Source organism: Ruegeria sp. HKCCD6119, from assembly GCF_013110585.1.
GTDB lineage: Bacteria > Pseudomonadota > Alphaproteobacteria > Rhodobacterales > Rhodobacteraceae > Ruegeria.
In genome coordinates this window covers 219,284-243,839 of record NZ_WVQV01000001.1, presented here as the reverse complement: position 1 = coordinate 243,839, position 24,556 = coordinate 219,284, and the positions used below count along the sequence as shown (strand labels likewise).

Annotated in this window: 20 protein-coding genes; 8 read left to right on the top strand and 12 right to left on the bottom strand. The window is 59.1% G+C overall.

From position 1 onward, the window contains the following. Positions 1 to 46 precede the first annotated feature (46 nt). On the top strand, positions 47 to 1,054 hold the full coding sequence (gene moaA, locus GS611_RS01205) for a GTP 3',8-cyclase MoaA (RefSeq protein ID WP_171631101.1): 1,008 nt from the start codon (positions 47 to 49) through the stop codon (positions 1,052 to 1,054). A 1-nt stretch (position 1,055) separates the two neighbouring features. Next, entirely contained in the window at positions 1,056 to 2,354 is a 1,299-nt protein-coding gene (locus GS611_RS01200; RefSeq protein WP_171631098.1) for a 3-deoxy-D-manno-octulosonic acid transferase, read from the top strand. 71 nt (positions 2,355 to 2,425) lie between these two features. On the opposite strand, the gene GS611_RS01195 is transcribed toward GS611_RS01200, so the two are convergent. From GS611_RS01195 to GS611_RS01175, 5 genes are read right to left on the bottom strand one after another with little or no spacing between them, the layout of a single operon-like run. Then, positions 2,426 to 3,589, bottom strand: coding sequence for a M20 aminoacylase family protein (locus GS611_RS01195; RefSeq protein ID WP_171631096.1), 1,164 nt, complete (start codon positions 3,587 to 3,589; stop codon positions 2,426 to 2,428). A 22-nt stretch (positions 3,590 to 3,611) separates the two neighbouring features. Continuing rightward, a complete protein-coding gene (locus tag GS611_RS01190) occupies positions 3,612 to 4,775 on the bottom strand; it encodes a M20 aminoacylase family protein (protein WP_171631093.1) in 1,164 nt (387 codons plus the stop codon). Between the two features lie 16 nt (positions 4,776 to 4,791). Continuing rightward, the gene (locus GS611_RS01185; RefSeq protein WP_171631091.1) at positions 4,792 to 5,958 is read right to left on the bottom strand and encodes a M20 aminoacylase family protein; all 1,167 of its coding nucleotides are present in this window, start codon (positions 5,956 to 5,958) and stop codon (positions 4,792 to 4,794) included. A 40-nt stretch (positions 5,959 to 5,998) separates the two neighbouring features. After that, the gene (argE, locus tag GS611_RS01180; protein ID WP_171631089.1) at positions 5,999 to 7,168 is read right to left on the bottom strand and encodes an acetylornithine deacetylase; all 1,170 of its coding nucleotides are present in this window, start codon (positions 7,166 to 7,168) and stop codon (positions 5,999 to 6,001) included. A gap of 5 nt (positions 7,169 to 7,173) precedes the next feature. Next, positions 7,174 to 8,994 carry an ABC transporter ATP-binding protein gene (locus GS611_RS01175; protein ID WP_171631087.1) on the bottom strand — a complete coding sequence of 607 codons (1,821 nt, stop codon included), beginning with the start codon at positions 8,992 to 8,994 and terminating at the stop codon, positions 7,174 to 7,176. A 285-nt stretch (positions 8,995 to 9,279) separates the two neighbouring features. Here GS611_RS01175 and GS611_RS01170 point away from each other — a divergent pair, with 285 nt between their 5' ends. The 3 genes from GS611_RS01170 to GS611_RS01160 all read left to right on the top strand — a co-directional run bounded on the left by GS611_RS01170 (position 9,280) and on the right by GS611_RS01160 (position 13,061). Further along, positions 9,280 to 10,986 carry a peptide ABC transporter substrate-binding protein gene (locus GS611_RS01170; protein ID WP_171631085.1) on the top strand — a complete coding sequence of 569 codons (1,707 nt, stop codon included), beginning with the start codon at positions 9,280 to 9,282 and terminating at the stop codon, positions 10,984 to 10,986. Between the two features lie 94 nt (positions 10,987 to 11,080). Then, on the top strand, positions 11,081 to 12,088 hold the full coding sequence (locus tag GS611_RS01165; RefSeq protein ID WP_171114986.1) for an ABC transporter permease: 1,008 nt from the start codon (positions 11,081 to 11,083) through the stop codon (positions 12,086 to 12,088). Further along, the gene (locus tag GS611_RS01160) at positions 12,081 to 13,061 is read left to right on the top strand and encodes an ABC transporter permease (protein WP_171631083.1); all 981 of its coding nucleotides are present in this window, start codon (positions 12,081 to 12,083) and stop codon (positions 13,059 to 13,061) included. Before GS611_RS01165 ends, GS611_RS01160 begins: the two co-directional genes overlap by 8 nt. Positions 13,062 to 13,067: 6 nt before the next feature. Here GS611_RS01160 and GS611_RS01155 read toward each other — a convergent pair whose 3' ends face one another. The 6 genes from GS611_RS01155 to GS611_RS01130 form a co-directional block, all read right to left on the bottom strand. After that, positions 13,068 to 14,204 carry an MFS transporter gene (locus GS611_RS01155; RefSeq protein WP_171631080.1) on the bottom strand — a complete coding sequence of 379 codons (1,137 nt, stop codon included), beginning with the start codon at positions 14,202 to 14,204 and terminating at the stop codon, positions 13,068 to 13,070. Positions 14,205 to 14,272: 68 nt separating this feature from the next. Next, on the bottom strand, positions 14,273 to 15,550 hold the full coding sequence (locus GS611_RS01150) for a DUF3422 family protein (protein WP_171631078.1): 1,278 nt from the start codon (positions 15,548 to 15,550) through the stop codon (positions 14,273 to 14,275). Between the two features lie 107 nt (positions 15,551 to 15,657). Further along, a complete protein-coding gene (locus GS611_RS01145; RefSeq protein ID WP_171631075.1) occupies positions 15,658 to 16,014 on the bottom strand; it encodes a VOC family protein in 357 nt (118 codons plus the stop codon). Between the two features lie 162 nt (positions 16,015 to 16,176). Continuing rightward, positions 16,177 to 17,631: an NAD(P)(+) transhydrogenase (Re/Si-specific) subunit beta gene (locus GS611_RS01140; protein ID WP_171631073.1), complete on the bottom strand. Its 1,455-nt coding sequence runs from the start codon at positions 17,629 to 17,631 to the stop codon at positions 16,177 to 16,179. Positions 17,632 to 17,644: 13 nt separating this feature from the next. After that, entirely contained in the window at positions 17,645 to 19,216 is a 1,572-nt protein-coding gene (locus GS611_RS01135; protein ID WP_171631071.1) for a Re/Si-specific NAD(P)(+) transhydrogenase subunit alpha, read from the bottom strand. 129 nt (positions 19,217 to 19,345) lie between these two features. Continuing rightward, on the bottom strand, positions 19,346 to 19,795 hold the full coding sequence (locus tag GS611_RS01130) for an isoprenylcysteine carboxylmethyltransferase family protein (RefSeq protein WP_171631068.1): 450 nt from the start codon (positions 19,793 to 19,795) through the stop codon (positions 19,346 to 19,348). A gap of 174 nt (positions 19,796 to 19,969) precedes the next feature. Between GS611_RS01130 and kynU the strand changes: the two genes are divergently transcribed. Further along, positions 19,970 to 21,163 (top strand): kynureninase, encoded by a 1,194-nt coding sequence (gene kynU / locus GS611_RS01125; protein ID WP_171631066.1) that lies wholly within the window; start codon positions 19,970 to 19,972, stop codon positions 21,161 to 21,163. Here the strand turns inward: kynU and GS611_RS01120 are convergent. Further along, positions 21,156 to 21,734, bottom strand: a complete 579-nt coding sequence (locus tag GS611_RS01120) for a TetR/AcrR family transcriptional regulator (RefSeq protein ID WP_171631064.1) — start codon at positions 21,732 to 21,734, stop codon at positions 21,156 to 21,158. The two genes, kynU and GS611_RS01120, sit on opposite strands and share 8 nt — an antisense overlap. A gap of 99 nt (positions 21,735 to 21,833) precedes the next feature. On the opposite strand from GS611_RS01120, the gene GS611_RS01115 reads away from it, so the two are divergent. Both GS611_RS01115 and GS611_RS01110 read left to right on the top strand, forming a co-directional pair. Beyond that, complete coding sequence (locus GS611_RS01115) at positions 21,834 to 22,298, top strand: (2Fe-2S)-binding protein (protein WP_171631062.1); 465 nt, start codon at positions 21,834 to 21,836, stop codon at positions 22,296 to 22,298. 3 nt (positions 22,299 to 22,301) lie between these two features. Beyond that, a complete protein-coding gene (locus tag GS611_RS01110; RefSeq protein ID WP_171631060.1) occupies positions 22,302 to 24,542 on the top strand; it encodes a xanthine dehydrogenase family protein molybdopterin-binding subunit in 2,241 nt (746 codons plus the stop codon). Positions 24,543 to 24,556: the final 14 nt, after the last annotated feature.

The window sequence follows — 24,556 nt, the reverse complement described above, 5'->3', positions numbered from 1 at the left end:
CAGTTCGCCCTTGTCGCGAGCATGTTCCAGCTTTACCTATAATGGCATGACAGCTCCGCTAATCGACCCGTTTGCCCGCGCCATCACGTATCTCCGCGTCTCCGTCACGGACCGCTGCGACTTCCGCTGCGTGTATTGCATGTCCGAGAACATGACCTTTCTGCCCAAGAAAGACCTGCTGACTTTGGAGGAACTGGACCGGATGTGTTCGACCTTCGTCAGAATGGGGGTCGAAAAGCTGCGCATTACGGGTGGTGAGCCTTTGGTGCGTCGCAACATCATGACGTTCTTCAATTCGATGACACGTCATCTGGACAGCGGTGCATTGAAGGAGTTGACGCTGACAACCAACGGATCGCAACTGCACCGATTTTCCGATGATCTGTATGCGGCCGGTGTGCGTCGGGTGAATGTCTCGCTGGACACTCTGGATGATGACAAGTTCGCCAAGGTGACGCGCTGGGGTCGCCTGAAACAGGTTTTAAACGGAATCGACGCCGCGCAAAAAGCTGGCCTGCGGATCAAGATAAACGCCGTTGCCCTGAAAGGGTTCAACGAGCCCGAACTTCCCAAAATCACGGAATGGTGTGCCCAGCGGGATATGGATCTGACCTGGATCGAAGTCATGCCCATGGGTGATATTGGCAACGAAGACCGCCTGGATCAATACTGGTCGCTCAAGGACGTCCGGAAAGAATACGAAAACCACTATTCGGTCACCGATCTGGCCGAACGCAGCGGTGGCCCGGCCCGTTACGTGCGGCTCGAGGAAACCGGCCAAAAAATTGGCTTCATAACGCCGCTGTCGCACAATTTCTGTGAAAGCTGCAACAGGGTTCGCCTGACTTGCACGGGCGAGCTTTACATGTGCCTGGGTCAGGAAGACATGGCCGACCTGCGCGGCGCCCTGCGCGATCATCCCGATACCGAACAGCCACTTGAAGACGCAATCCGATCTGCGATCAATCTCAAACCCAAAGGGCATGACTTCGACTATTCCCGCCAAGCCGTCGATGGCCGGATGAGCCGTCACATGAGCCATACAGGCGGCTGATATGCCGGATCATGACGGCCGCCCCACGGCGTTGTACCATGTGTACTGCGCCCTCACGTCTCTGGCCGCGCCTCTGATATGGCGGGTCGTTCGGAACAAGCTGCGTGCAGCAAACGTACCTGATAAGCGGCAACAAGAACGCCTTGGCCATGCCAGCCTGCCCAGGCCAAATGGGCGTTTGATCTGGTTCCACGCCGCCAGCGTCGGTGAAAGCCTTTCGGTCCTCAGCCTGATCAGACGGCTGGCAGACCGCCTGCCCGAGGCCGAGTTTCTGATCACCTCCGGCACCCCGACTTCAGCGACTCTGATCGAAAAACGCCTGCCGCCCCGTACACGGCATCAATTCCCACCGCTTGACACGGCAGGCCCGGTCCGGCGCTTTCTGAACCATTGGCAACCAGAGGGCGGGGTTTTCGTCGAAAGTGAGATTTGGCCGCGTTTGATCGTCGAAAGCGCCAGACACGCCGTTCCGCTGGCCCTTCTGAATGCACGACTGTCGGACAAGTCCGTTGCCGGTTGGAAAAAACGCCCCAGAACAGCGCGGTTCGTATTGAACAAGTTCAACCTGTTCCTGACGCAAAACGACAAAACCGCAGCCAACCTGACAGCCATGGGTGCCCCTGCCGGCCGCGTCCGGCCCGGCACCAATCTCAAGGCCATGTCAGACCCTCTTCCCATAGACCACGGCACGCTGGATGACATCGGTTCTCGGATTTCTGGCAGACCTGTGTGGATCGCCAGTTCAACCCATGCCGGTGAAGAGGAAATCGTTCTGGCCGCGCATCAATCACTTCTGGAACGCTGGCCCGATCTGCTGCTGCTGCTGATCCCCCGCCACCCAGAGCGCCGTTGCGATGTCGCAAAACTACTGGACACCTCCGATCTTAGCGCCGCGTTCCGATCAGATAGTTCCCCGATCGAAACCGAAACCCAGGTATATGTCGCCGATACATTGGGCGAGACCGGCACATGGTACGCTCTGTCTCCCATCGTGTTCCTGGGCGGTTCCCTGAAAAACATCGGCGGCCACAACCCTTTCGAACCGGCCCAGGCCGGAGCCGCCGTGATAACCGGCCCTGGATACTTCAATTTTGCTGAAACTTTCGCGCCGATGATCAAAGCCGGTGGCGCCATCGAGGTTCGAACCGAAACAGATCTCTCTGCGGCGGTCGACCTTTGGCTTTCAGACGATCAAGCCCTGACCCGGGCCCGCAGCGCCGCCCAATCCTGCGTCCAGACGCAAAGCAACGCACTGGACTCCGTCGTGGAAACGCTTTGCTGTTCGCTCAACCTGACGTGATCAGGCGGGATCCCTCTTCATCTGGCCAAAAATATCCCGGGGGTGTGGGGGCAGAGCCCCCACCCGCCCCATCAGGCCGCCGGCATCCGCTGCTCGACGATCTCTGCCCACCAGCTGCACCCGGCGGGAATCGCCTCATCGTTGAAGTTGTATTCCGGGTGGTGAACCATGGCCGTATCGCCGTTACCCACGAGAATATAGGCGCCAGGGCGCTCCTCCAGCATAAAGGCAAAATCCTCGCCGCCCATGACCAAAGGCGCATCGTCGCAATCGCCGGATACCGACCGGGCAACAGCTGCGGCAAACTCAGTCTGCTCTTCACTGTTCACCATCACCGGATACCCACGGATGTAGGTCACATCGGCGGTGCCTCCGAACGTTGCCGCCACACCATTGCAGATCTCATTGATCCGCTTTTCGGCCAGATCCCGCATATCCTTGCTCATGGTGCGCACGGTACCCTTGATCTGAACAGTCTGCGGGATCACGTTGAACGCTTTCGACGAGGTCTCGAACGACGTCACCGACACCACGACCTGATCGATCGGATCGGCATTGCGCGAGGAAATCGTCTGAAGCGCCAACACCGCCTGCGCGGCCAGTACCGTGGTATCTACTGTTTCATGCGGCTTGGCAGCATGACCGCCGCGCCCTTCAAAAGTGATGTCGAACTGATCGGTTGCGGCAAAGAAAGAACCGGGGCGGATGGCGAACTTGCCCACAGGTTGACCCGGCCAATTGTGCATGCCGTAGACTTCCTGAATATTCCAGCGGTCCATCATGCCATCTTCACACATTTCACGACCACCGCCGCCGCCCTCTTCGGCAGGCTGGAAGATCACAACAACCGTGCCATCGAAATTGCGGGTTTCAGACAGGTACTTCGCCGCACCAAGCAGCATCGCCGTGTGGCCATCGTGGCCGCAGGCATGCATTGCGCCCGGCGTTTTCGAGGCATAGTCCAACCCCGTCGCCTCATGGATCGGCAGCGCATCCATATCTGCGCGCAGGCCGATCACCTTTCCCTTGCTGTCCGACTTGCCTTTGATCACCCCCACGACACCGGTACGTCCGATACCGGTCACCACCTCATCGCAGCCGAACTCCTTCAGCTTCTCGGCCACCTTCGCGCTGGTGCGGTGGGTCTCAAACAGGATCTCTGGATTTTCGTGCAGATCCCTTCTCCATTCCGTGATTTCATTCTGCAATTCGGCAAAGCGGTTTTTGACTGGCATGTCTGTTCTCTCCTAATTCAGTTCAAGCCGCCGGCATTCGGCGCTCGACCATTTCTGCGAACCACGAACATCCGATCGGGATGATCTCGTCGTTGAAATCGTATTCAGGGTGGTGCAACCCGGCGCTGTCTCCGTTGCCCAGAACGATGAAAGCTCCGGGCCGTTCCTCCAGCATGAACGAGAAATCCTCGCCCCCCATCACCATCGGCGCCTCGATGCAGCTGCCCCCGACCGAGACTGCGGCTTCTGCCGCGTATCCCGTCTGAGTTTCGGCATTGATCGTCACCGGAACGCCGCGCGAGTAATTGACGTTCACGGAACCACCGAATGTTGCTGCAATCCCTTCGGCGACCTCTTCGAGGCGCTGTTCGATCAGATCTCGCATCTGGTTGGAATGGGTTCGGACCGTGCCGCGTATCTGCGCCGATTGCGGGATCACGTTGAACGCTTTCGATGACGTCTCGACAGACGTCACCGAAAGCACGGCTTGCAGGATCGGATCGGCATTGCGCGACACGATCGTCTGCAACGCCACGATCAGTTGTGACAGCATCACCGTCGTATCGACCGTTTCATGGGGTTTTGCAGCGTGACCGCCGCGCCCTTCAAGATGGATATCAAACTCGTCCGCTGCGGCCAGCAAAGGGCCCGAACGGATCGCGAACTGCCCGGTCGGCAGGCCCGGTACGTTGTGCATCGCATAGACTTCCTGAATGCCGAACCGGTCCATCAGACCGTCCTTGCACATGGCCTCGGCGCCATTCCCGCCCTCTTCGGCAGGCTGAAAGATCACGATTGCAGTGCCATCGAAATTGCGCGTCTCAGAGAGGTACTTTGCCGCCCCCAAAACCATGGCGGTATGCCCGTCATGCCCGCAGGCATGCATCGCGCCTGATGTCTTCGAGGCATAGTCCAGCCCGGTCTGTTCCTGCATCGGCAGCGCATCCATGTCGGCGCGCAGGCCAATCACCCGGCCCTGCGTGTCGCTCTTTCCCCGAATGACCCCGACCACGCCGGTGCGACCGATGCCTGTAACGACCTCATCACAGCCGAATTCCTTCAGCTTTTCCGCCACCAGCGCGCTGGTGCGATGCGTGTCGTACAGAATTTCCGGATGTTGGTGAATGTCACGCCGCCAGCCTGTGATCTCTTCGTGCATCTCTGCAAGGCGGTTTTTGATCGGCATGTCACTCTCCCTCAAATTAAGCCACGGGCAATCGTCGTTCCACGATCTCGGCAAACCAACTGCAACCGGCGGGAATCGCATTGTCGTCAAAATTGTATTCCGGGTGATGGCACATGGCCGTGTCCCCGTTCCCGATAAAGATGTAAGCTCCGGGCCGTTCTTCAAGCATGTAGGCGAAATCTTCCGACGGCATGATCGGATCAGTGCTGTCATTGACCTTGCCCGCCACGGCCTCGGCCGCCTCGGCAGCGTATACCGTCTCAGCCTCGGAATTCACAGTCACAGGATAGCCGGGCGACCAGACGACATCTGCCTTTGCGCCGAAGGCCGAGGCCGTATCCTCGGCGATCCTGCGAACGCGCTCTTCTGCAATGGCGCGGTATTCGGGGTCGAGCGTCCGGACGGTCCCCTGCAAGCGGACGGTATGCGCGATCACGTTCGACGCGACACTGTCCGTTTCAAACGTACCCACCGTCAGCACCACGCGTTTGATCGGATCGACGGTGCGCGCCACGACGGATTGCAACGACACGACGATATGCGAGGCCACCAGCGTGGTGTCTACCGCGTCATGCGGTGCAGCCGCGTGTCCGCCCTTGCCGGTGATCGTGATTTCGAATTCATCAGATGAAGCCAGCAATGCGCCGGGTCGGATCGCGAATTCGCCCACCGGCAACCCCGGCATATTGTGCATGCCATAGACCTCATCAATGCCCCAGCGGTCCATCAGGCCGTCCTGACACATGGCCAGACCGCCTGCGCCACCTTCTTCGGCGGGCTGAAAAATCAGAACAACGGTGCCATCGAAGTTTCGGGTTTCAGCCAGATACTGGGCGGCCCCAAGCAGCATCGAGGTATGCCCGTCATGCCCGCAGGCGTGCATCTTGCCCGATACGGTCGAGGCATAGTCCAACCCCGTCGCTTCTTCGATCGGCAATGCGTCCATGTCAGCGCGCAATCCGATCACGCGCCCGGTCGTATCCTGCCGTCCCCGGATCACAGCCACGACACCCGTCCGGCCAATTCCCGGCGTGATCTCATCCACACCAAATTTCTTGAGACGCTCGACAACGAAAGCAGCCGTTTCATGCACGTCATACATCAGTTCAGGATGTGCGTGCAGGTGGCGGCGCCACTTGGTAATATCACCATGCATCTCTGCAAGTCTGTTTTTGACTGGCATCTCAAGACCCTCCCCTGAACCACTGAGGCCACGTTGAATGTTACGCCGCGCTCAGCCTTTCAACCAATCGTTGCATGAACCCATGCCCAGCTTCGAATTGCGCGATCGATATGAACTCGTTCGGCTGATGAGCCTGCGCGATATCGCCGGGGCCGCAAATCACGGCTGAATACCCGGCCGCCTGAAACTGCCCTGCCTCGGTCCCATAGCTGACGACGTGACTTGCGTTGTCCCCGGTCAGGGCGCGCACCAAAGCTTCGGCTTCTCCGTCCTGTTCGGGCACCAGCCCCGGGATCGCGAAATGTTCAGACAGTTCGATGCGCGTATCGGGGTGAACGGCCTGCATCCGAGCTTCGACCTGGCGGACCTGTTCGATATAGGCATCGCGCCATTCAGCCTGCGTTTCGTCCGGCACCGTGCGGAAATCCATCATGAAAGTGCAGTCTTTGGCGGTGATGTTATGGGCTGTCCCGCCTTCAATCATGCCGACATGACAGGTTGTCCACGGCGGGTCAAATACGGCTGCGATTTCGCTCGGCTCAGCAGCCATGCTTTCGGCATTTCGGTGATTTGCCCAATCAATCAAAGGCGCCGCCGCCATGATCGCGTTCACGCCAGTGTGCATGATCGAGCTGTGCACTTCGAACCCGACGATATGTGTATCAATGCCGAACCCGCCCTTATGCCCCGTCACCGCCTGCATCATCGACGGCTCACCCACTATCACTGCCGATCCCTTGGGCAGAACCTGTTGCATTGCTTCAATCATCGGCGGCGCACCGGTGCATCCGACCTCTTCGTCAAAGCTGAGCGCCAGCTGAAGCGGCCGGCTGATATTGGCATAGTGTGCTTCGACCAGAGCCCAGATGGCCAGGGCGTCAAACCCCTTCATGTCGCAGGTGCCGCGACCGAAGTACTTGCCGTCTTTCTCGGTCACCGTGAAAGGATCAGTGTCCCACGGCTGACCGTCCACCGGCACGACATCCGTGTGACCGGACAGAACCACCGCACCTTCTTCCAATGGACCAACATGCGCAAAGATCGCGGCCTTGTGCGGTTGGTCCGGATCTGGCCAGCGGTGGCTTTCGATTCCGTGGCCTTGCAAGTAGTCCTGAACCCAATCCACCAGCGGCAGATTGGAATCACGGCTTACGGTCGGAAATGAGATCAGCTGTGTCATGATCTCAAGCGGAGTCAGGCGTTTCGCCATTTGGGTCAATACCCGCTGTCTGTGGTCAGAATGAAGTGCCCTGCCTCAACCTCTTGATATTGCGAAGGTTCCGGCGTGTAATTGGTGGGATGAATAGGAGAAGGGATCGGTTTGAAATTCAGATCCTTTTCCGATTTCCGCTTGTTCGGGTCTGCGATCGGAACCGCCTTCATCAGCGCCTGCGTATAGGGATGTTGCGGGTTCTCGAACACCCGCGCCCGGGGCCCGAGTTCGACAATGCGCCCCAGATACATGACCCCGACATAGTGGCTGACGCGTTCGACAACGGCCATGTCGTGGCTGATGAACAGGTATGACAGGCCCAGCTCGGACTGCAATTCCATCATCAGGTTCAGAACCTGCGCCTGCACCGACACGTCAAGGGCCGAGACCGCCTCATCCGCAATGATCAGCTTGGGGTTCAGGGCCAAAGCGCGGGCAATTGCAATCCGCTGACGCTGACCGCCCGACATTTCATGCGGGAAGCGACGCATGAAGCTGCGCGGCAATTGCACCTTGTCGAACAATTGTGCCACGCGATCCTGAAGTTCGGATCCCGATGCCACACCATAATTGCGCATCGGCTCGGCCACTTGGTCGACCAGCTGCATCTGCGGGTTCAGCGACGCGAACGGGTCCTGGAAAATCATCTGCATGTCCAGCCGCGCCTTGCGCAAACCAGATGGATCAAGCTTCATGATATCGACACCGTCCAGATCAATCTCGCCCGCCAAAGGCTCAACCAGCCGCAGGATCGAGCGCCCAGCCGAAGACTTGCCGCACCCGGATTCCCCTACAAGACTGAGCGTCTGACCTTTGTTCAGAGTGAACGAGACATCCTCGACCGCATGAACGTTCGAAATCGTGCGCCGCAAAAGCCCGCCTTTGACCGGGAACCGTGTTGTCAGGTTCTTGACGGTCAGCAGAACCTCTTCCGTACCCGGAATTGGTGCAATTTTCTGCCCTTCGACCCCCAGTAGCTTCATCGGCTCCGGCGCAGATTTACCCTGCATCTCGCCCAGTTTCGGCACCGCGGCCAGAAGCGCCTTGGTATAGTCGTGCTGCGGGTTTTCAAAGATTTCCTTGACCGTGCCTTCTTCGACCTTGTTGCCGCGGAACATCACCACCACGCGGTCAGCCATCTGGGCAACCACGGCCATGTCGTGGGTGATGAACATCACCGCAGTTCCGGTTTCCCGCTTGAGGCGGTCCATCAAGGCCAGGATCTCGGCCTGAATGGTCACATCCAGCGCCGTGGTGGGTTCGTCGGCGATCAACAGGCGCGGCTCACAGGCCATCGCCATCGCAATGACAACACGTTGGCGCATCCCGCCCGACAACTCGTGAGGGTATTGTTTCAGACGGCGCTCGGGCTCTGGGATACGGACCTGACGCAGCAGTTCCAGCGCCCGTTGCTCGGCCTGCGCCTTCGTCATGTCCTTGTGGATGCGCAGACCTTCGGTTAACTGCCGGCCCACGGTGAAAACGGGGTTCAGCGCGGTCATCGGCTCTTGAAAGATCATCCCGATCTCGTTGCCGCGAATCTGTTTCATCAGATCCTGATCGGCCTTGGCCAGGTTCATTTTTTCGCCATCGCGGCGATCAAACAGCAGTTCGCCGCCCGCGATTTCGCCGCCACCAAACTCGACCAGACGCATCAAAGACAAAGATGAAACCGACTTCCCCGAGCCCGATTCGCCAACGATACAAACGGTTTCGCCTGGTTTGACCTCGAACGAGACGTCCTCAACACCAACAACGGGACCGTCCTTTGTCTGAAACTCCACCCGCAGTTTTTTGATTTGAGCAATAGGCTGATCCAGCACGTGCGCGCTCCCTTGACGAGGTAATTCTTGTTCTGAGTGCCGAACGCTACGGCGGGCCACCGGGAAAAGTCAAACCCATTACACATTTTCGCGACGGCACCACTTGCATTTTTCTCAAGTTCTGTTTCGATACCCAACGTAACCGCCTTGGGGAAGCAGCGCCGACGGAATCCGTTAGCGCTATTATCGTGAATGATCAAAATCTTACCCCGAAGCGGCAACGCCAAACCCGCAGGCCTTGCGGAGATAATCGAGACACGAACGTGTCCAATTCGGGAGTGACTTATGAAAATCAAAACCCTTTTGCTTGGTGCGATCGCAAGCACGGCAATGGCCCCGATGGCCTTTGCCGAGCGCGGTTCGGACGGCAATGTCAGCATCATCTATTGGCAGGCTCCGTCGATCCTGAACCCGTTCCTGTCCGGCGGTACGAAAGACGTGGAATCAGCCTCGCTGGTGATCGAGCCACTTGCACGCTACGACCAGGACGGCAACATGGTGCCATTTCTGGCGTCTGAAATCCCGACCGTGGAAAATGGCGGTGTCAGCGAAGACCTGACGTCGATCACATGGAAAATCGCGCCGGGAATCACGTGGTCTGACGGCTCTCCGTTCACCGCTGCTGACGTGAAGTTCACCGCTGATTACTGCATGCACCCGGAAGGTGGCTGCGCACAGGTCACCAAGTTCGAAGGCGTCACCTCGGTCGAAGCTGTTGATGACCTGACCGTCAAGGTCACTTTCGACGCACCGACCCCCTTCCCCTATGGCCCGTTCGTCGGCGGTGAAAGCCCGATCCTACAAAAGGCCCAGTTCGAAAACTGCATGGGCGCCAAAGCCCCCGAATGCACCGAGCAGAACTTCAACCCGATCGGCACCGGCCCCTTTGTCGTCACCGAGTTCAAGCCGAACGACGTGATCACCTTCAAGGCCAACGACAACTATCGTGATCCGGCAAAACCTGCCTTTGCGACCGTGACCTTCAAAGGCGGCGGTGACGCGACAGCTGCTGGTCGTGCTGTCATGGAAACTGGTGAGTTTGATTATGCCTGGAACCTGCAACTGGCTCCGGAAGTGATCGCTCAGATGCAGGAAGGTGGCAAAGGTACGCCGGTTGCAGGCTTCGGCCCGCTGGTCGAGCGCATCATGCTGAACCAGACCAACCCGTCGCCTGAGCTGCCTGAAGGCGAGCGTTCGACGGCCAAGCATCCGCACCCATTCCTGAAGGACCCGGCCGTTTACAAAGCCATGTCGATGGCCATCGACCGTCCGCTGCTGGTGGAAATCGGCTATGGTCAGGCTGGTAAAGTGACCTGCAACTGGGTTCCGGCCCCTGCTGCGTTCAACTCGACCTCGATGACCTGTGACACCCAGGATATCGAAGGCGCCAAGAAACTGCTGGATGATGCCGGCATCGTCGACACCGATGGCGACGGCGTCCGCGAGAAGGATGGCGTTCCGCTGAAGATCGTCTATCAGACCTCGACCAACGCCGTCCGTCAGGACTTCCAGGCGCTGATCAAGGAATGGTGGAGCCAGATCGGCATCGAAACCGAACTGCGCAACATCAACGCATCGGTCTTCTTCGGTGGTGACCCGGGCTCGCCCGACACGTTCCAGAAGTTCTATGCCGACGTTGAAATGTACGCCAACACCTTCAACGGCACCGACCCGCAGTCCTATCTGGGCAACGGCCTGTGCGACAAAGCTCCGCGTCCTGACTCGCAGTGGCAGGGCGAAAACATCAGCCGCTTCTGCAACGAAGAGTTCGACAAGCTGCACGCTCAATTGGCCGAAACCGCTGGTCTGGAAGCGCGTGCGGAAATCGCCAAGCAGCTGAATGACATCATGGTTCAGAATGGTGGTATGATCCCGCTGGTTCACCGTGGTCGCCTGTCGGCGCATGCAAACACCCTGGGTGGCGTTGTCCTGAACGTTTGGGACAGCGAGCTGTGGAACATTGCGGACTGGTACCGCAAGACCGGTTCCTAAGCACTGACCTTGCAAAACCGCGCCCCGATCGTTATCGGGGCGCGGTCATTTGCAACCCACCCCAACAAGAAGACGCATATAAAGGCGCCTCTTAATGCTTAATTTCACAATCAGACGACTGGTGCTGGCCGTTCCAACGCTGCTGTTCATCAGCCTCGTCATCTTCCTGCTCCTCGAACTCGCACCCGGCGATCCGATGGCGCAGGTTCCGCTCACCGTTCCCCCCGAAGTCAAGGAAAAGATGCGCGAGGCGCTTGGCCTTGGCCAGCCGATGCATATCCGGTTCTGGAAGTGGATCGTGCAATTCTTCTGGATCGAACCGCAGGTTCTGATAGACCACATCTTCGGCACCAGTTTTTCCGCAGGCGACCTGCGTGTAATATCCTGGCAGACCCGCTCGCCCGTCATGGACATCGTCGTTCAGCGTATCCCGCAGACCCTGTGGGTTGTCGGCACCGCCTATGTTGTCGCCATCCTGATCGCGCTGCCCATCGGCATCTATTCGGCCTATCGCCAGTATTCCTGGTTCGACCAGATGGGCACCTTCGTGTCGATGGTCGGCTTCTCGGTCCCTCCGTTTTTCTCGGGCGTTCTGGTGATCGTGATCTTCTCGGTCCAGTTGGGCTGGTTCCCTTCGATCTATGACACGACCCATGTGGTCAACAGCTGGGACAGCTTCGTCGTGCAGCTGAAGCAGATGATCATGCCGGTCATGGTGCTGGCGTTGCAGATCACGGCACAGCTCAGCCGTTTCATGCGCGCCTCGATGCTGGACAATCTCAACCAGGATTACGTTCGCACCGCCCGCGCCAAGGGGCTCAGCGAATACACGGTCGTCATGGTCCACGTCCTGCGGAACTCGATGATCCCTGTGGTCACGGTCATTGCACTGGGCATTCCGGCCATCTTCGGCGGCGCCATCATCACCGAGCAGGTATTCAAGGTGAATGGCATCGGCCAGTTGCTGATTGGCGCCATTCAGGCCAATGACCTGCCAATGGTGCAAACCCTGACCTTCATCTTTGCCGTGCTGATCGTGTTGTTCAACCTGATCGCCGACGTCCTGTATGGCATTCTGGACCCGAGGATTCGCTATGACTGATCACGACAAATCAGACACGCTGATCCCCGACGAAGGTCTGGCCCCGGCATCCACCGCGCTGCCAACCGCTGATGTGATGGAGGAACTCACGACCCCGCCGCGCAGCCAATGGCGCGACGTCTGGGATCAGTTCAAGACGCACAAGGGCGCCATGGTGGGTGCGGTGCTGTTCATCCTGATCGTGGCGGGCGTCTATCTGGGCCCCTATCTCTGGAGCATCGATCCAACGCAGATCGATATCCGGGCCCGCAATCAGGGGCCAAGCTGGGCGCATCCCTTCGGCACCGACCAGTTGGGCCGGGATATTCTGGCGCGCATGATGTCGGGCGGTCAAACCTCGGTATCGGTGGGCATCACCGCGATGCTGCTGGCACTGTTCCTGGGATCGTTCATCGGCGTTCTGGCCGGGTTCTTCAAACGGCTGGATGGTCCGCTCATGCGTCTGACAGACCTGTTTCTGGCCCTGCCCCTGCTGCCCTTGCTGCTGGTCATGATGCTGCTGTTCCGCGAGCCCCTGTCGGCCGCGTTCGGGTTGGAGCGTGGGATCTTCATCCTGATCGTCTGCGCCATCGGCATCACCTCATGGATGCCGACCGCACGGATCGTGCGCGGTGATGTGCTGGCCATCAAGGAACGCGAATTCGTTCTGGCGGCACGCTCCATCGGCACCAGTAACAGTCAGATCATCACGCGGCACATTCTGCCCAACGTGCTTTCACCGATCATGGTGTCCGCGACGCTGGGGATTGCCACGGCGATCATTACCGAAAGCGCGCTTTCCTTCCTGGGTCTGGGCTTTCCGCCCGACTTCCCGACATGGGGCCGCCTGCTGTTCGACGGAGTCGATTACCTACAGCAATACCCCGAGCGTGTGTTCTGGCCTGGTCTGGCAATCTCGCTGACCGTCCTGAGCGTCAACTATCTGGGTGACGGTCTGCGCGATGCGCTGGATCCGCGGATCCGCGGTCGTTGAACATTCTCAGCCGGCGCGTTTCATCGCGCCGGCCAACAGCACGATCAGAACGGCCAATGGCAGCAGCACGGCGAAGGCCAGACGCAGGCCGAACACTTCCGCCAAAAAGCCGATCAAAGGCGGACCGATCAACAGCCCCCCATACCCCAATGTCGCAACACTTGCGATCGCTTGCCCCGGCGGCACGTTCGGATCGCTGGCCGCCCGGCTGAATGCCAGCGGCATAATCACGGCATAACCAGTTCCCATCAAGGCAAAGCCGGCCAGCACGGGCAGGATCGTTGCTGTTGAAACCACCGTAAAAACACCAAACGCCGCGCAAATACCGCCGAACCGGGCGGAAACGACTGGACCGAACCGGATAATAACAAGCGCGCCTGCAAGTCGAAACGCCACCATGGTTACTGAAAACACCGCATAGCCCAAGGCAGCGACGCTTTCCGACGCCCCCGTAATGTCACGCAGATATATCGCGCTCCAGTCTGCCACGGCCCCTTCGCCCAACGCTCCGCACAAGGCGGCTATGCCAACCAGTATCAACGCGCCGGATGGCAAGGCGAAGACCGTACTCTGAGGCTCTTGGGATTGGCGCGAGGTCCAGCTTACCCAGGATGACGCAAGCGCAAGGCCAACAACCACGCCACCCGCCAACAGGAAGTGCACAAGAACCGTCAGCCCCATCTGAACCGCGGCATAACCGCTGAGCGCGCCAAGACCTGCACCAAGGCTCCACATTGCATGGAACGAGGACATAACGGGTTTGTCATATGCCTGCTCTACCTCGGCGGCCCATGCATTCATCGCAACATCCATCGACCCGTGGAAGGCGCCAAAGACAAACAGGAACACTGCCAGCCCCCAAAGCCCATCCGCCATGGCCAGCAAGATCAGCGACCCCGTATACAGAATCGCAATGATCCGGGTGATTGCAACAGCGCCGAAACGATCCGTAAGCCGCCCGGTTATCGGGAAAGAGCAGACAGCCCCTGCAGCCATGAACAACAGGCCGAACCCGAGCGCATCATGGGACAGTTCCAAGCGGTCGCGTAAGGCGGGAATGCGCGACGCCCAGATTCCGAACAGGGCACCATTCAGAATGAACATGGCGGCGACAGCGCGCCATGCTGCAACTATGCTTGCCATCCCATGCCCTCGCTCAGCTTACCCAATGCCACCGTTCTACAGGTCAGAAAAAACTTGGCAATTGCTGCTCAACCGAGCCGTTTGCGAATGCGTCGCACCGAGTACCACACCGCGGCGACAACCGGGATCGTAACCGCCGCCGTCAGCATGCCCTTGCTGATGCCAGAGGCCGTCAGCGGATACAAAAGATAGCTGACCAGCGAAACCGCGTAATAGCTGATGGCAACCACGGAAAGCCCCTCGACCGTATGTTGCAAGCGCAGCGCCAGATCAGCCCGACGGTCCATGCTTTCCAGCAACGCCTGATTTTGCGCACTTCTTTCCACATCCACTCTTGTCCGCAGCAACTCACCCGCGCGGATCGCCCGGTCCGACAAGGCCTCAAGGCGGCGTTCCGTGGATTTCACGGTGCGAATTGCAGGGTCATATCGGCGCATCATAAAATCGGCGAAATTCTGACCACCCTCGAAACGTTCTTCTCGCAACACTTCGATCCGCTGGTTGACGATGGCCTCATACGCCCCGGTGGCTCCGAACCGGAAAGAACACCGTGCCGACAATGTTTCGAGCTCGATCGACGTTGCCAGCAAATCCTGCAACAGCGCGTCAGGCTGCGCCGAGTTGCCTGTCATCTGCCCCATCAATCGGGTGAGTTGCCCATCCAGCTCTCCGATACGCGGCATCAGCTGCTTGACGCGCGCAAAACCCAGCATCGACATCGCCTTATACGTTTCAATTTCGCAAAGACGCTGAATAATCCGTCCCGTCCGACGCCGTCCGGTGCCCTCGGCCACGAACAAGGCAAAGCGCATGTGACCTGCCGGATCGATCCGAAAATCACTGGCACAAACCGCTGCATCGTCCAACACCCTGGACACGGCCAGGCTTTCCGGCTCGAACCAATCCAGCAGTTTCGATTTCACCACGTCGTCACTTTCGCGTTCAACCACGCGCACCAGAACCGACGTAACCCTTTGACCCGGACTGGCCATCAACCAATCGGGCGGAAAGACCTCAAAGTCAGCCGGGTCAAAGGCGCGTTCACTCACATTCTGCGCGATCGCCGTATAAGTCACGAATTCGGTATGCTGCTCCCACTTCAACCAGTGGCGTCCAATCTGGCCCGCGTAATGCGTGGCGTCCGGCCGAGGGTGCTGCGCACCGTGGCGATCCAGCAGGTCGATCAAATGAGCCAAATCCTCACGTCGATCGCGCGCCACGGCGGCCTCAGGCTTTTTGATCGCAAGAAAGACCACCGTACAGGGCATTGACGCGACCGGAAACGGTCGAGCATGCAGTTCATTGGCTAGCGCATAGCGAAGGGGATGGTCATCTATCGGTGTCATGTGAGGCTCCGCATCGTCACGCGCACTATACGGCACATAATTGACACATCAATTCTCTTTTTATTTCACGTACTTACAGGGGTACAACGGTATACAACCCTGCTATCTCATTGATTTGGCTGCCACAGCTCGATGGGGTTGCCTTCAGGATCATGGATGCGGGCAAATTTTCCAACTTCGCTGTCCCAGTCAGGATTGGTTTCCACCGTGATTCCAGCCTGCTCAAGCTGCGCCGTCAGCGCGCCCAGATCATCGACACGAAAATTGATCATCCACTGCTGATCGGCCCGCCCGAAATACGCGGTGTCCTCCGCGAATGGCGCAAAGACCGTATAGCCTTCACGCTGCTTCCAAGGCACGGGGTCATAATGATTGACGCCCAGGTGCTTCTCATACCAGGCGCTCAGCGCTTTAGGGTCGCGGGCGCGAAAGAACACTCCGCCAATACCATTCACTTTCTCCATCCTCGACCTCCTGCCATCTGTGCCGCCACCCCAGACTACCACACTCCGCCTGCTTCATCTGGCTGGAAATATCCTGGGGGTTTGGGGGCAACGCCCCCATACAAACTCAAAAAAGAAAAGGGCGCCCAAAGGCGCCCTTTGCAATCGGATCAAACGCGACGATCAATCGATCATCGGCAGCAACTTGTCCAGCGACTCCTTGGCGTCGCCGTAGAACATGCGGGTGTTCTCTTTGAAGAACAGCGGGTTTTCGATGCCAGAATACCCGGTGCCCTGACCACGTTTCGAGACAAAGACCTGCTTGGCTTTCCAGCATTCCAGAACCGGCATGCCGGCGATGGGACTGTTGGGATCTTCCTGTGCCGCAGGGTTCACGATGTCGTTCGAGCCGATGACGATTGCCACATCCGTGTCCGGAAAGTCGTCGTTGATCTCGTCCATTTCCAGAACGATATCATACGGCACCTTCGCTTCGGCCAGCAAAACGTTCATGTGGCCCGGCAAGCGACCCGCCACAGGGTGGATTGCGAAACGAACGTTCTTGCCCTTGGCCCGCAGCTTGCGCACCAGTTCGGAAACCGATTGCTGCGCCTGTGCCACAGCCATGCCATAGCCCGGAATGATGATCACGCTGTCAGCGTCGTTCAAGGCTGCAGCAACGCCATCGGCCTCGATTGCGATCTGTTCGCCTTCAACGGCCATCTGTTCGCCCTGCGGGCCGCCAAAACCGCCAAGTATCACGCTGACAAAGTGGCGGTTCATCGCCTTGCACATGATGTAGGACAGGATCGCACCAGACGAGCCCACCAGCGCACCCACCACGATCAGTAGGTCGTTGCCCAGCGAGAAACCGATCGCCGCAGCCGCCCAACCCGAATAGCTGTTCAGCATCGACACAACCACCGGCATGTCGGCACCACCGATGCCCATGATCAGATGATAGCCGATGAACAACGCTGCCAGCGTCATTAGGATCAGCGGGAACAGACCCCCTGTCGATGTGTACCAGATCAGGCAGATCAGCGAGAGACCCGCCGCCGCCGCGTTCAGCGCATGGCCACCGGGCAGCTTTGTCGCTGCCGAGGTCACCTTGCCCGCCAGCTTGCCATAGGCGACGACCGACCCGGTAAAGGTGATCGCACCAATGAAGATGCCCAGGAACAGTTCCACGTGCAGGATTGCCAGCTCGGCCGGGGTTTTCTTGGCAATCAACTTGGCAAAAGACCCCAGATCGGACAGATCCGCCTGGCTGGCACTGTCCACAATGGCCATGACCTGCGCCACGTTGCCGATCTCGAAATGCGCGTTGAAGCCGACGAACACGGCCGCAAGACCGACCAGCGAGTGCATCGCCGCAACAAGCTGCGGCATCTCGGTCATCTGCACGCGCTGCGCAACATACTGGCCGATGAAACCACCGCCCGCGATCAGCAGCAGCGACAGAAGCCACAGACCCGAGCCCGGGCCAACCAGCGTGGCGAAAACCGCCAGCGCCATACCGACGATGCCATACCAGACCGCGCGCTTGGCGCTTTCCTGGTTCGACAAACCGCCGAGCGAAAGGATGAAAAGGACAGCCGCAACAACATAGGCGGCAGTGGTGAAGCCATAATCCATGTGCCCGGCCTCCTTAAGATTTCTGGAACATGGCGAGCATGCGCCGGGTTACGAGGAAACCGCCGAAGATGTTGATCCCGGCCATGAAGACGGACAGTGCCGCCAACAGAATGACCAGGAACGACCCCGATCCGATCTGCATCAGGGCCCCGACGATGATGATCGACGAGATCGCGTTGGTGATCGCCATCAGCGGAGTGTGCAGGCTGTGTGCGACGTTCCAGATCACCTGGAAGCCCACAAAGATGGCCAGCACGAAGACGATGAAGTGCTGCATGAAACTGGCCGGAGCGATCAGCCCCACCAGCAGCATCAGCACGCCACCAACACCCAGCAGGGTGAACTGCTGCTTGGTCTGCGCCTTGAAGGCCGCAATTTCCTGCGCCTTCTTTTCTTCCGGGGTCAGTTCCTTGACCTCGGGCTTTTTCTGCGCCGCGATTGCCTGCACCTTGGGTGGTGGCGGCGGGAAGGTGATCTCACCCTCATAGGTCACGGTCGCACCGCGGATCACGTCATCTTCCATATCGTGATTGATCTGGCCGTCCTTTTCAGGCGTCAGATCGGTCATCATGTGACGGATATTGGTCGCGTACAAAGACGAAGACTGCGCCGCCATCCGGCTGGGGAAGTCGGTATAGCCGATGATGGTCACGCCATTGTCGGTCACCACCTTTTCGTCCGGCACGGTACCTTCGACGTTCCCGCCGCGTTCGGCCGCAAGGTCAACGATGACCGAGCCCGGCTTCATGGCCTTGACCATGTCTTCCAGCCACAGCTTTGGCGCCGGACGGTTGGGGATCAGTGCCGTGGTGATGACGATATCTATTTCCGGGGCCAGCTCTCGAAACTTGGCCAGCTGCGCATTGCGGAACTCTTCTGACTGGACGGAAGCATACCCGCCGGTGGCCGCACCATCCTGCTGTTCTTCTTCGAAGTCCAGATAGACGAACTCGGCCCCCATCGATTCGACCTGCTCGGCCACCTCGGGGCGCACGTCGAACGCGTAGGTGATTGCACCCAGCGAGGTCGATGTACCGATCGCGGCAAGCCCGGCAACACCGGCCCCGACGATCAGAACCTTCGCAGGCGGCACCTTGCCAGCCGCAGTCACCTGACCGGTGAAGAAACGACCAAAGTTGTTGCCCGCCTCGATAACGGCGCGGTAGCCGGCAATGTTGGCCATCGACGACAATGCGTCCATCTTCTGCGCGCGAGAAATACGCGGCACCATTTCCATGGCGATCACGTTTGCGCCCTTGGACTTGGCAAGGTCCATTCCTTCTTCGTTTCCGGCAGGGTTGAAGAAGGAAATCAGCGTCTTGCCCTTGGTCAGACGCTTCAGTTCCGTCTCGGTCGGGATTCGAACCTTGGCGATGATATCTGCGGCCTTCCACAGCGATGCTGCGGTCTTGACAACTTCAACGCCCACGGCCTCATACGCCGCGTCCGAAAAACCGGCGGCAGCACCTGCGCCTTTTTCGATCAGGCACTCATAGCCCAGTTTTTGCAGTTGCACGGCCGAGTCCGGTGTCATCGCGACCCGGTTCTCGCCGTCCAGTATTTCCTTTGGCGTGCCTATCTTCACTGGCAGTCCCCCTAATTCTTACTCGTTCTGAGCGGGTGATCGGTATTCTTTGTTAAGCAAAGATGTATCCTGCGCAACATTATTTCGCAAGCGCAGCATTTTTGACGTGATGTCATTGCAGAATCCACACTAGATCCAGCGCCGTGTCTTGCGTTCGTAGCGAGCGTAATCAGCGCGAAAGGTACGACGCAGGCGGTCTTCTTCCGGCAGGATGAACCGACGCTCCAACACCCAGACAAAGACTGGCAAAAGAACCAGGGACAGCACGGCATCAAACCGAAGGATAAGACCCCCAAGAATCAGAACGTCGCCCACATAGATCGGATTGCGACTGCGCTTGTAAATGCCGGACTGCACCATCGACGACGGGGTTTCATGTGGGATGACGGTTGTCTTGTGACGGCGGAATTCGACCACTGCCAGAACAGCCATCAGGATTCCACCTCCGATCAACACCCCGCTCAGAAGATCCGTCAAACCACCCTCAAGCGACAGGCCCAGCTTCAGATACCTGGCCTGCAACCAGGCAAGAGCCGCAAAAGCAATCAACCAAACCGGCGGAACGTCCATCCAGCGCATGCAAAGCCCTCATTGAATGACGACAAGATCAAGCACATGTCGCTTCTGCGCGATGTCCTACCGCTTTTGAGCCAAAATGGCAAAAGACCAGTATGTCGCATCGCATGGACTCATTATCGAGGATCGACTACCTCAATAGCAATCACCGACGTTCACACGAGTTAGCGAGCCTTCATGACTGATTTTGCGGCAACCAAAGCCATGTTCGACCTGCCAGAGGGCGTCATCTATCTGGATGGCAATTCTCTGGGCCCCCTGCCGAAATCGGCCGGTGCCCGAGTGCAACGGATGCTGACGGATGAATGGGGCCAGATGCTGATCACCGGATGGAACAAGGCTGGTTGGATGGCCCTGCCCACCGCGCTTGGTGACCGGATTGGCCGCCTGATCGGAGCTGAGCCCGGCAGTGTGGTGACCGGAGACACCTTGTCGATCAAGGTCTATCAGGCGGTGGCCTCGGCCCTTGAACTGAATCCGGGTCGCAAAGTGGTTCTGTCGGACAACGGCAACTTTCCTTCGGACCTGTATATGGCGGATGGCTTGCTGCGCTCGCTTGGGGACGCGTATGAGTTGCGCGTCGTTGATCCCGAAGCCGTGGCCGGTGCAATCACCGAAGAGGTCGCTGTTCTTATGTTGACCGAGGTGGATTATCGCTCGGGTCGGATGCACGACATGAAGGCACTGACCGAACTGGCGCATGCCAACGGCGTGATAACAGTCTGGGATCTGGCCCATTCCGCGGGGGCCATCCCGGTGGACCTTTCAGGGTGCAACGCCGATTTCGCGGTCGGGTGCACTTACAAATACCTCAACGGCGGCCCCGGCGCGCCGGCCTTCATCTATGTCGCGCCGAGGTTGGCGGAACACGCACGCCCCGCCCTGTCCGGATGGCTGGGGCACGAAGCGCCGTTTGCCTTCGATCTCGACTACCGCCCCGGCAGCGGCATTGAACGGATGCGGGTGGGAACGCCCCCCATCATCCAGATGACGGCCTTGTCGGCTGCGATGGATATCTGGGATCTGGCGGACATGACCGACGTCCGGGCCAAATCGATTGAACTGACCCACCTTTTCATAGAACGCGTCGAGGCAACCTGCCCGGATCTGCAACTGGCCAGCCCCCGTGATCCGCAGCAGCGTGGCAGCCAGATCTCGTTCCGTTTCAAGGAAGGGTATGCCGCCATGCAGGCCCTGATCGCCCGAGGCGTGATCGGAGATTTTCGAGCACCCGACATAATGCGGTTCGGCTTTACACCTTTGTATATCGACGAAGGCGATGTCGAACGCGCCGTCGGGATTATGGCCGATATCATGCAGAATCGCCTGTGGGACACGCCCGAATACAGGATCCGTCAGCGCGTTACCTGACTTCGAGTCCGGCGCCGAAAAGGGCCGCGACCTGTGCGACCTGCTGTTCATAGACCTCGGCGCCGGCGCCAATCAGCTTCAGCCCTTTGAGCGTGGCCGTGATCGTCCGACCGGTCTCTGCCGCGTCAGCCAGCAGGCGAACCCGGCCCGCCTTTTCCTGTTGCGTCAGCCAGTCCGCATAGAGCGCGGCCAGCCTGGCCTCACCCGCCGCGATGATTTCCCCAGACAGCGATTTTGTGTTGTCGAGGATTTCAAGCCCGTGGGGCGAGGCCAGAATTTTTGTCATCCCCTCGGTCTGCGCCTGAATTGCGCGGGTCAGAACCTCGGGCACCGACCCCTGCGTCGCCAGCGCTTCGGCCACCGCAACACTCTTTTCGGCATAGTACAGCTCGGTCAGCTTGCTGACGATCGCCTCTTTGTTCTTGTAATGCAGATACACCGCCGGCCGGGACATCCCCGCGCCGCGCGCGATGTCGTCCATCGAGGTCTTTCTATATCCATAAGTGGAAAACGCCTGAAACGCCGAGTTCAGGATCGCCTGTTGCCGTGAGCCGTCACCATTGTCTTTCATATTCGAAGCCCTGACATTTTTTGTTCAATTTGTCAATTGACATCCTGACACTTTCCCACAATTATGTCAGAAACCAGCCACAGTAACACGAGGTGCGCCATGGCGACGACCCTGAAGATCAACGGCAAGCAACATCAGGTGGATCTGCCTGATGACGTCCCCCTTCTTTGGGTTCTGCGGGACGAGGTCGGGCTGACCGGCACCAAGTTCGGCTGCGGCGTGGCCGCATGCGGGGCCTGCACCGTGCATATCGATGGCGAGGCCGTGCGCTCGTGCCAGGTGGCGCTTTCGGATGTCTGGGGTGACGTGACCACGATCGAAGGGCTCGGCTCGCCGGACGCGCTGGCCACGATCCAACAGGCCTGGGTCGAACATCAGGTCGCGCAGTGCGGATACTGCCAGTCGGGCCAGATCATGCAGGCGGCGGCATTGCTGGCGGAAAACCCGGCCCCCTCTGACGCAGACATCGACGAAGCGATGCAGGGCAACCTGTGCCGTTGCGGCACCTATCCCCTTATCCGCGCAGCAATCCATGACGCGGCATCCAAGCTGAAGGAGGCGTAAGCAATGGCTTCCGTTGGAAAAATCCTCCGCCGTACGTTCCTGATCGGCTCTGCCGCGATCGTTGGCGGCGTGGCCTTTGGCACCTATTACGTGACCCGCCCCGCGGCCAACCCCTTGAAACCCCGCGAAGGAGAGGCAGCACTGAGTCCGTTTGTGCTGATTGACCAGAACGGTGTCACATTGTTCGCGCCCCGCGCGGAAATGGGTCAGGGCGTCCGAACCACATGGGCCGCGCTGATCGCCGAGGAACTGGATGTCGATCTGGATCAGATCACCGTTCTGCACGGCCCCGCTGCGGCGGCCTATTACAATTCGGCCCTTGTGGGCGAAGGGTTGCCAAACAAGGGATACGATATCTCGAATTTCCAGCACAATCTGGGCGAGGCACTGGGTGTTCTGGGCAAGACGCTTAGCCTGCAAGTCACGGGTGGCTCGACCTCGATGAAAGATGGGTTCGACCGGATGCGGCAAGCCGGTGCTTCGGCCCGTGAAACACTCAAACGCGCTGCCGCAAACCGGTTGGGCGTCGACCCCTCGGATCTGAAAACGGCGTCAGGCCATGTCATTGCCCCCAACGGCGACAAGATCGCCTATTCAATGCTTGCCGAGGATGCCGCCGGGCTGGAACCCGTTGAGGTACCGTTGCGAGACCCGTCCGAATGGCGCTATCTGGGCCGAAGCCAACCGCGTCTCGACATGGTGGGCAAGGCGACAGGCACCGCTGAATTCGGCGTCGATGTCCGCCTTCCGGGCATGAAATTCGCCAGCGTGCGAATGAACCCCAAACTGGGCGGCGTGATGAACGGCTTTGACGACAGCGCCGCAAGATCCATGCCCGGGGTTGAGAAGGTCGTCGATCTGGGCACAGGCGTGGCCGTGATCGCAAGCAACACATGGTTGGCCAATCAGGCAGTCGAGGCCATTGATGTCGATTGGGGCGACGCGCCCTATCCGCCGGAAACCGAAGACATCTTTGCCAGGATCGCCGAGGCGTTTGACGACGCACCGAACTCGACCATGCGCGACGACGGCGATGTCAGCGCGAGCCCGGAAAACGCCATTGAAATCACCGCCGAGTATCGCGTGCCCTATCTGGCCCATGCAACGATGGAGCCAATGAATGCCACCGCGCTCTACACGGGAAATGCGTTGGAGCTCTGGTGCGGCAACCAGGCCCCCACACTTATTCAGTTCCGCGTTGCCAACACTGCCGGACTGGATACCGAAGCCGTCCAAATCCACACCACCTATCTGGGTGGCGGGTTTGGTCGCAGGGGCGAACTGGATTTCGGCGAAATCGCAACCAAGGTTGCCATGGCCATGCCCGGCACACCGGTTCAGACGACCTGGAGCCGCGAAGAGGACATGCGTCACGACTATTTCCGCCCCGGCGCCATCGCCCGGATGCGCGGCGCGGTTCAGGACGGCAAGGCCGTGCTCATTGACGGGAAGGTCGCGGCCCAATCTCCGACCCAACAGGCGGTCGAGCGCTACACCGGGTTCCCCGGCGGAGGGCCCGACAAAGTGCTGGTCGAGGGCTTCTTCAACCAGCCCTACGCGGTACCGAATTACCGCATGAGCGGCCACATTGCTGATTTGGCTGTTCCCGTGGGGTTCTGGCGCTCGGTCGGCAACAGCCATAACGGCTTTTTTCATGAAACATTCATGGATGAGATGGCTCATGCCGCAGGCCGTGATCCGCTGGAGTTTCGGCTGGAGCTGATGAGGAACGAACACGCGCCGTCGGCGGGATGTTTGGAAGCGGTGAAGGAAATGTCAGGCTGGACGGGTCAGACGACCGAAGGCGTCGGTCGGGGCGTGGCTTTCACATACAGCTTCGGCACTCCGGTGGCCCAGGTCATCGAAGTGGTCGACGAAGACGGCACCATCCGCATCAGCAAGGCCTGGATTGCCTGCGACATGGGGCTGGCGCTGGACCCGGAAAACGTCAAGGCGCAGATGTTCGGCGGCATGATGTACGGCCTGTCTGCCGCGTATTTCGGTGAGATCACCTTTGCGGAAGGCGAAGTCGAGCAGTTCAACTTCCCCGACTATGACGCGATGCGGATGCACACAGCCCCGCAGGTCGAGGTGCGCGTGCTGGAAACCAATCAGCATATGGGTGGTGCGGGCGAGCCCGGAACACCGCCTTCGATGCCGGCACTTGGCAATGCGCTTTTCGACCTGACGGGCAAGCGCGCCCGTTCGCTTCCGCTGATCAATCAGTTCAACCTGCTGGTCTGATCGCACGGCACCGG

What these genes read in the sequence shown, in the direction of transcription:
- GS611_RS01130 (WP_171631068.1), bottom strand. Translation starts at nt 19,795, where the DNA reads ATGCGCTGGATGGACGTTCCGCCGGTTTGGTTGATTGCTTTTGCGGCT.
- GS611_RS01110 (WP_171631060.1), top strand. Translation starts at nt 22,302, where the DNA reads ATGGCTTCCGTTGGAAAAATCCTCCGCCGTACGTTCCTGATCGGCTCT.
- GS611_RS01165 (WP_171114986.1), top strand. Translation starts at nt 11,081, where the DNA reads ATGCTTAATTTCACAATCAGACGACTGGTGCTGGCCGTTCCAACGCTG.
- GS611_RS01155 (WP_171631080.1), bottom strand. Translation starts at nt 14,204, where the DNA reads ATGGCAAGCATAGTTGCAGCATGGCGCGCTGTCGCCGCCATGTTCATT.
- kynU (WP_171631066.1), top strand. Translation starts at nt 19,970, where the DNA reads ATGACTGATTTTGCGGCAACCAAAGCCATGTTCGACCTGCCAGAGGGC.
- GS611_RS01160 (WP_171631083.1), top strand. Translation starts at nt 12,081, where the DNA reads ATGACTGATCACGACAAATCAGACACGCTGATCCCCGACGAAGGTCTG.
- GS611_RS01185 (WP_171631091.1), bottom strand. Translation starts at nt 5,958, where the DNA reads ATGCCAGTCAAAAACAGACTTGCAGAGATGCATGGTGATATTACCAAG.
- argE (WP_171631089.1), bottom strand. Translation starts at nt 7,168, where the DNA reads ATGGCGAAACGCCTGACTCCGCTTGAGATCATGACACAGCTGATCTCA.
- GS611_RS01190 (WP_171631093.1), bottom strand. Translation starts at nt 4,775, where the DNA reads ATGCCGATCAAAAACCGCCTTGCAGAGATGCACGAAGAGATCACAGGC.
- GS611_RS01200 (WP_171631098.1), top strand. Translation starts at nt 1,056, where the DNA reads ATGCCGGATCATGACGGCCGCCCCACGGCGTTGTACCATGTGTACTGC.
- GS611_RS01170 (WP_171631085.1), top strand. Translation starts at nt 9,280, where the DNA reads ATGAAAATCAAAACCCTTTTGCTTGGTGCGATCGCAAGCACGGCAATG.
- GS611_RS01140 (WP_171631073.1), bottom strand. Translation starts at nt 17,631, where the DNA reads ATGGATTATGGCTTCACCACTGCCGCCTATGTTGTTGCGGCTGTCCTT.
- GS611_RS01115 (WP_171631062.1), top strand. Translation starts at nt 21,834, where the DNA reads ATGGCGACGACCCTGAAGATCAACGGCAAGCAACATCAGGTGGATCTG.
- moaA (WP_171631101.1), top strand. Translation starts at nt 47, where the DNA reads ATGACAGCTCCGCTAATCGACCCGTTTGCCCGCGCCATCACGTATCTC.
- GS611_RS01150 (WP_171631078.1), bottom strand. Translation starts at nt 15,550, where the DNA reads ATGACACCGATAGATGACCATCCCCTTCGCTATGCGCTAGCCAATGAA.
- GS611_RS01145 (WP_171631075.1), bottom strand. Translation starts at nt 16,014, where the DNA reads ATGGAGAAAGTGAATGGTATTGGCGGAGTGTTCTTTCGCGCCCGCGAC.
- GS611_RS01195 (WP_171631096.1), bottom strand. Translation starts at nt 3,589, where the DNA reads ATGCCAGTCAAAAACCGCTTTGCCGAATTGCAGAATGAAATCACGGAA.
- GS611_RS01120 (WP_171631064.1), bottom strand. Translation starts at nt 21,734, where the DNA reads ATGAAAGACAATGGTGACGGCTCACGGCAACAGGCGATCCTGAACTCG.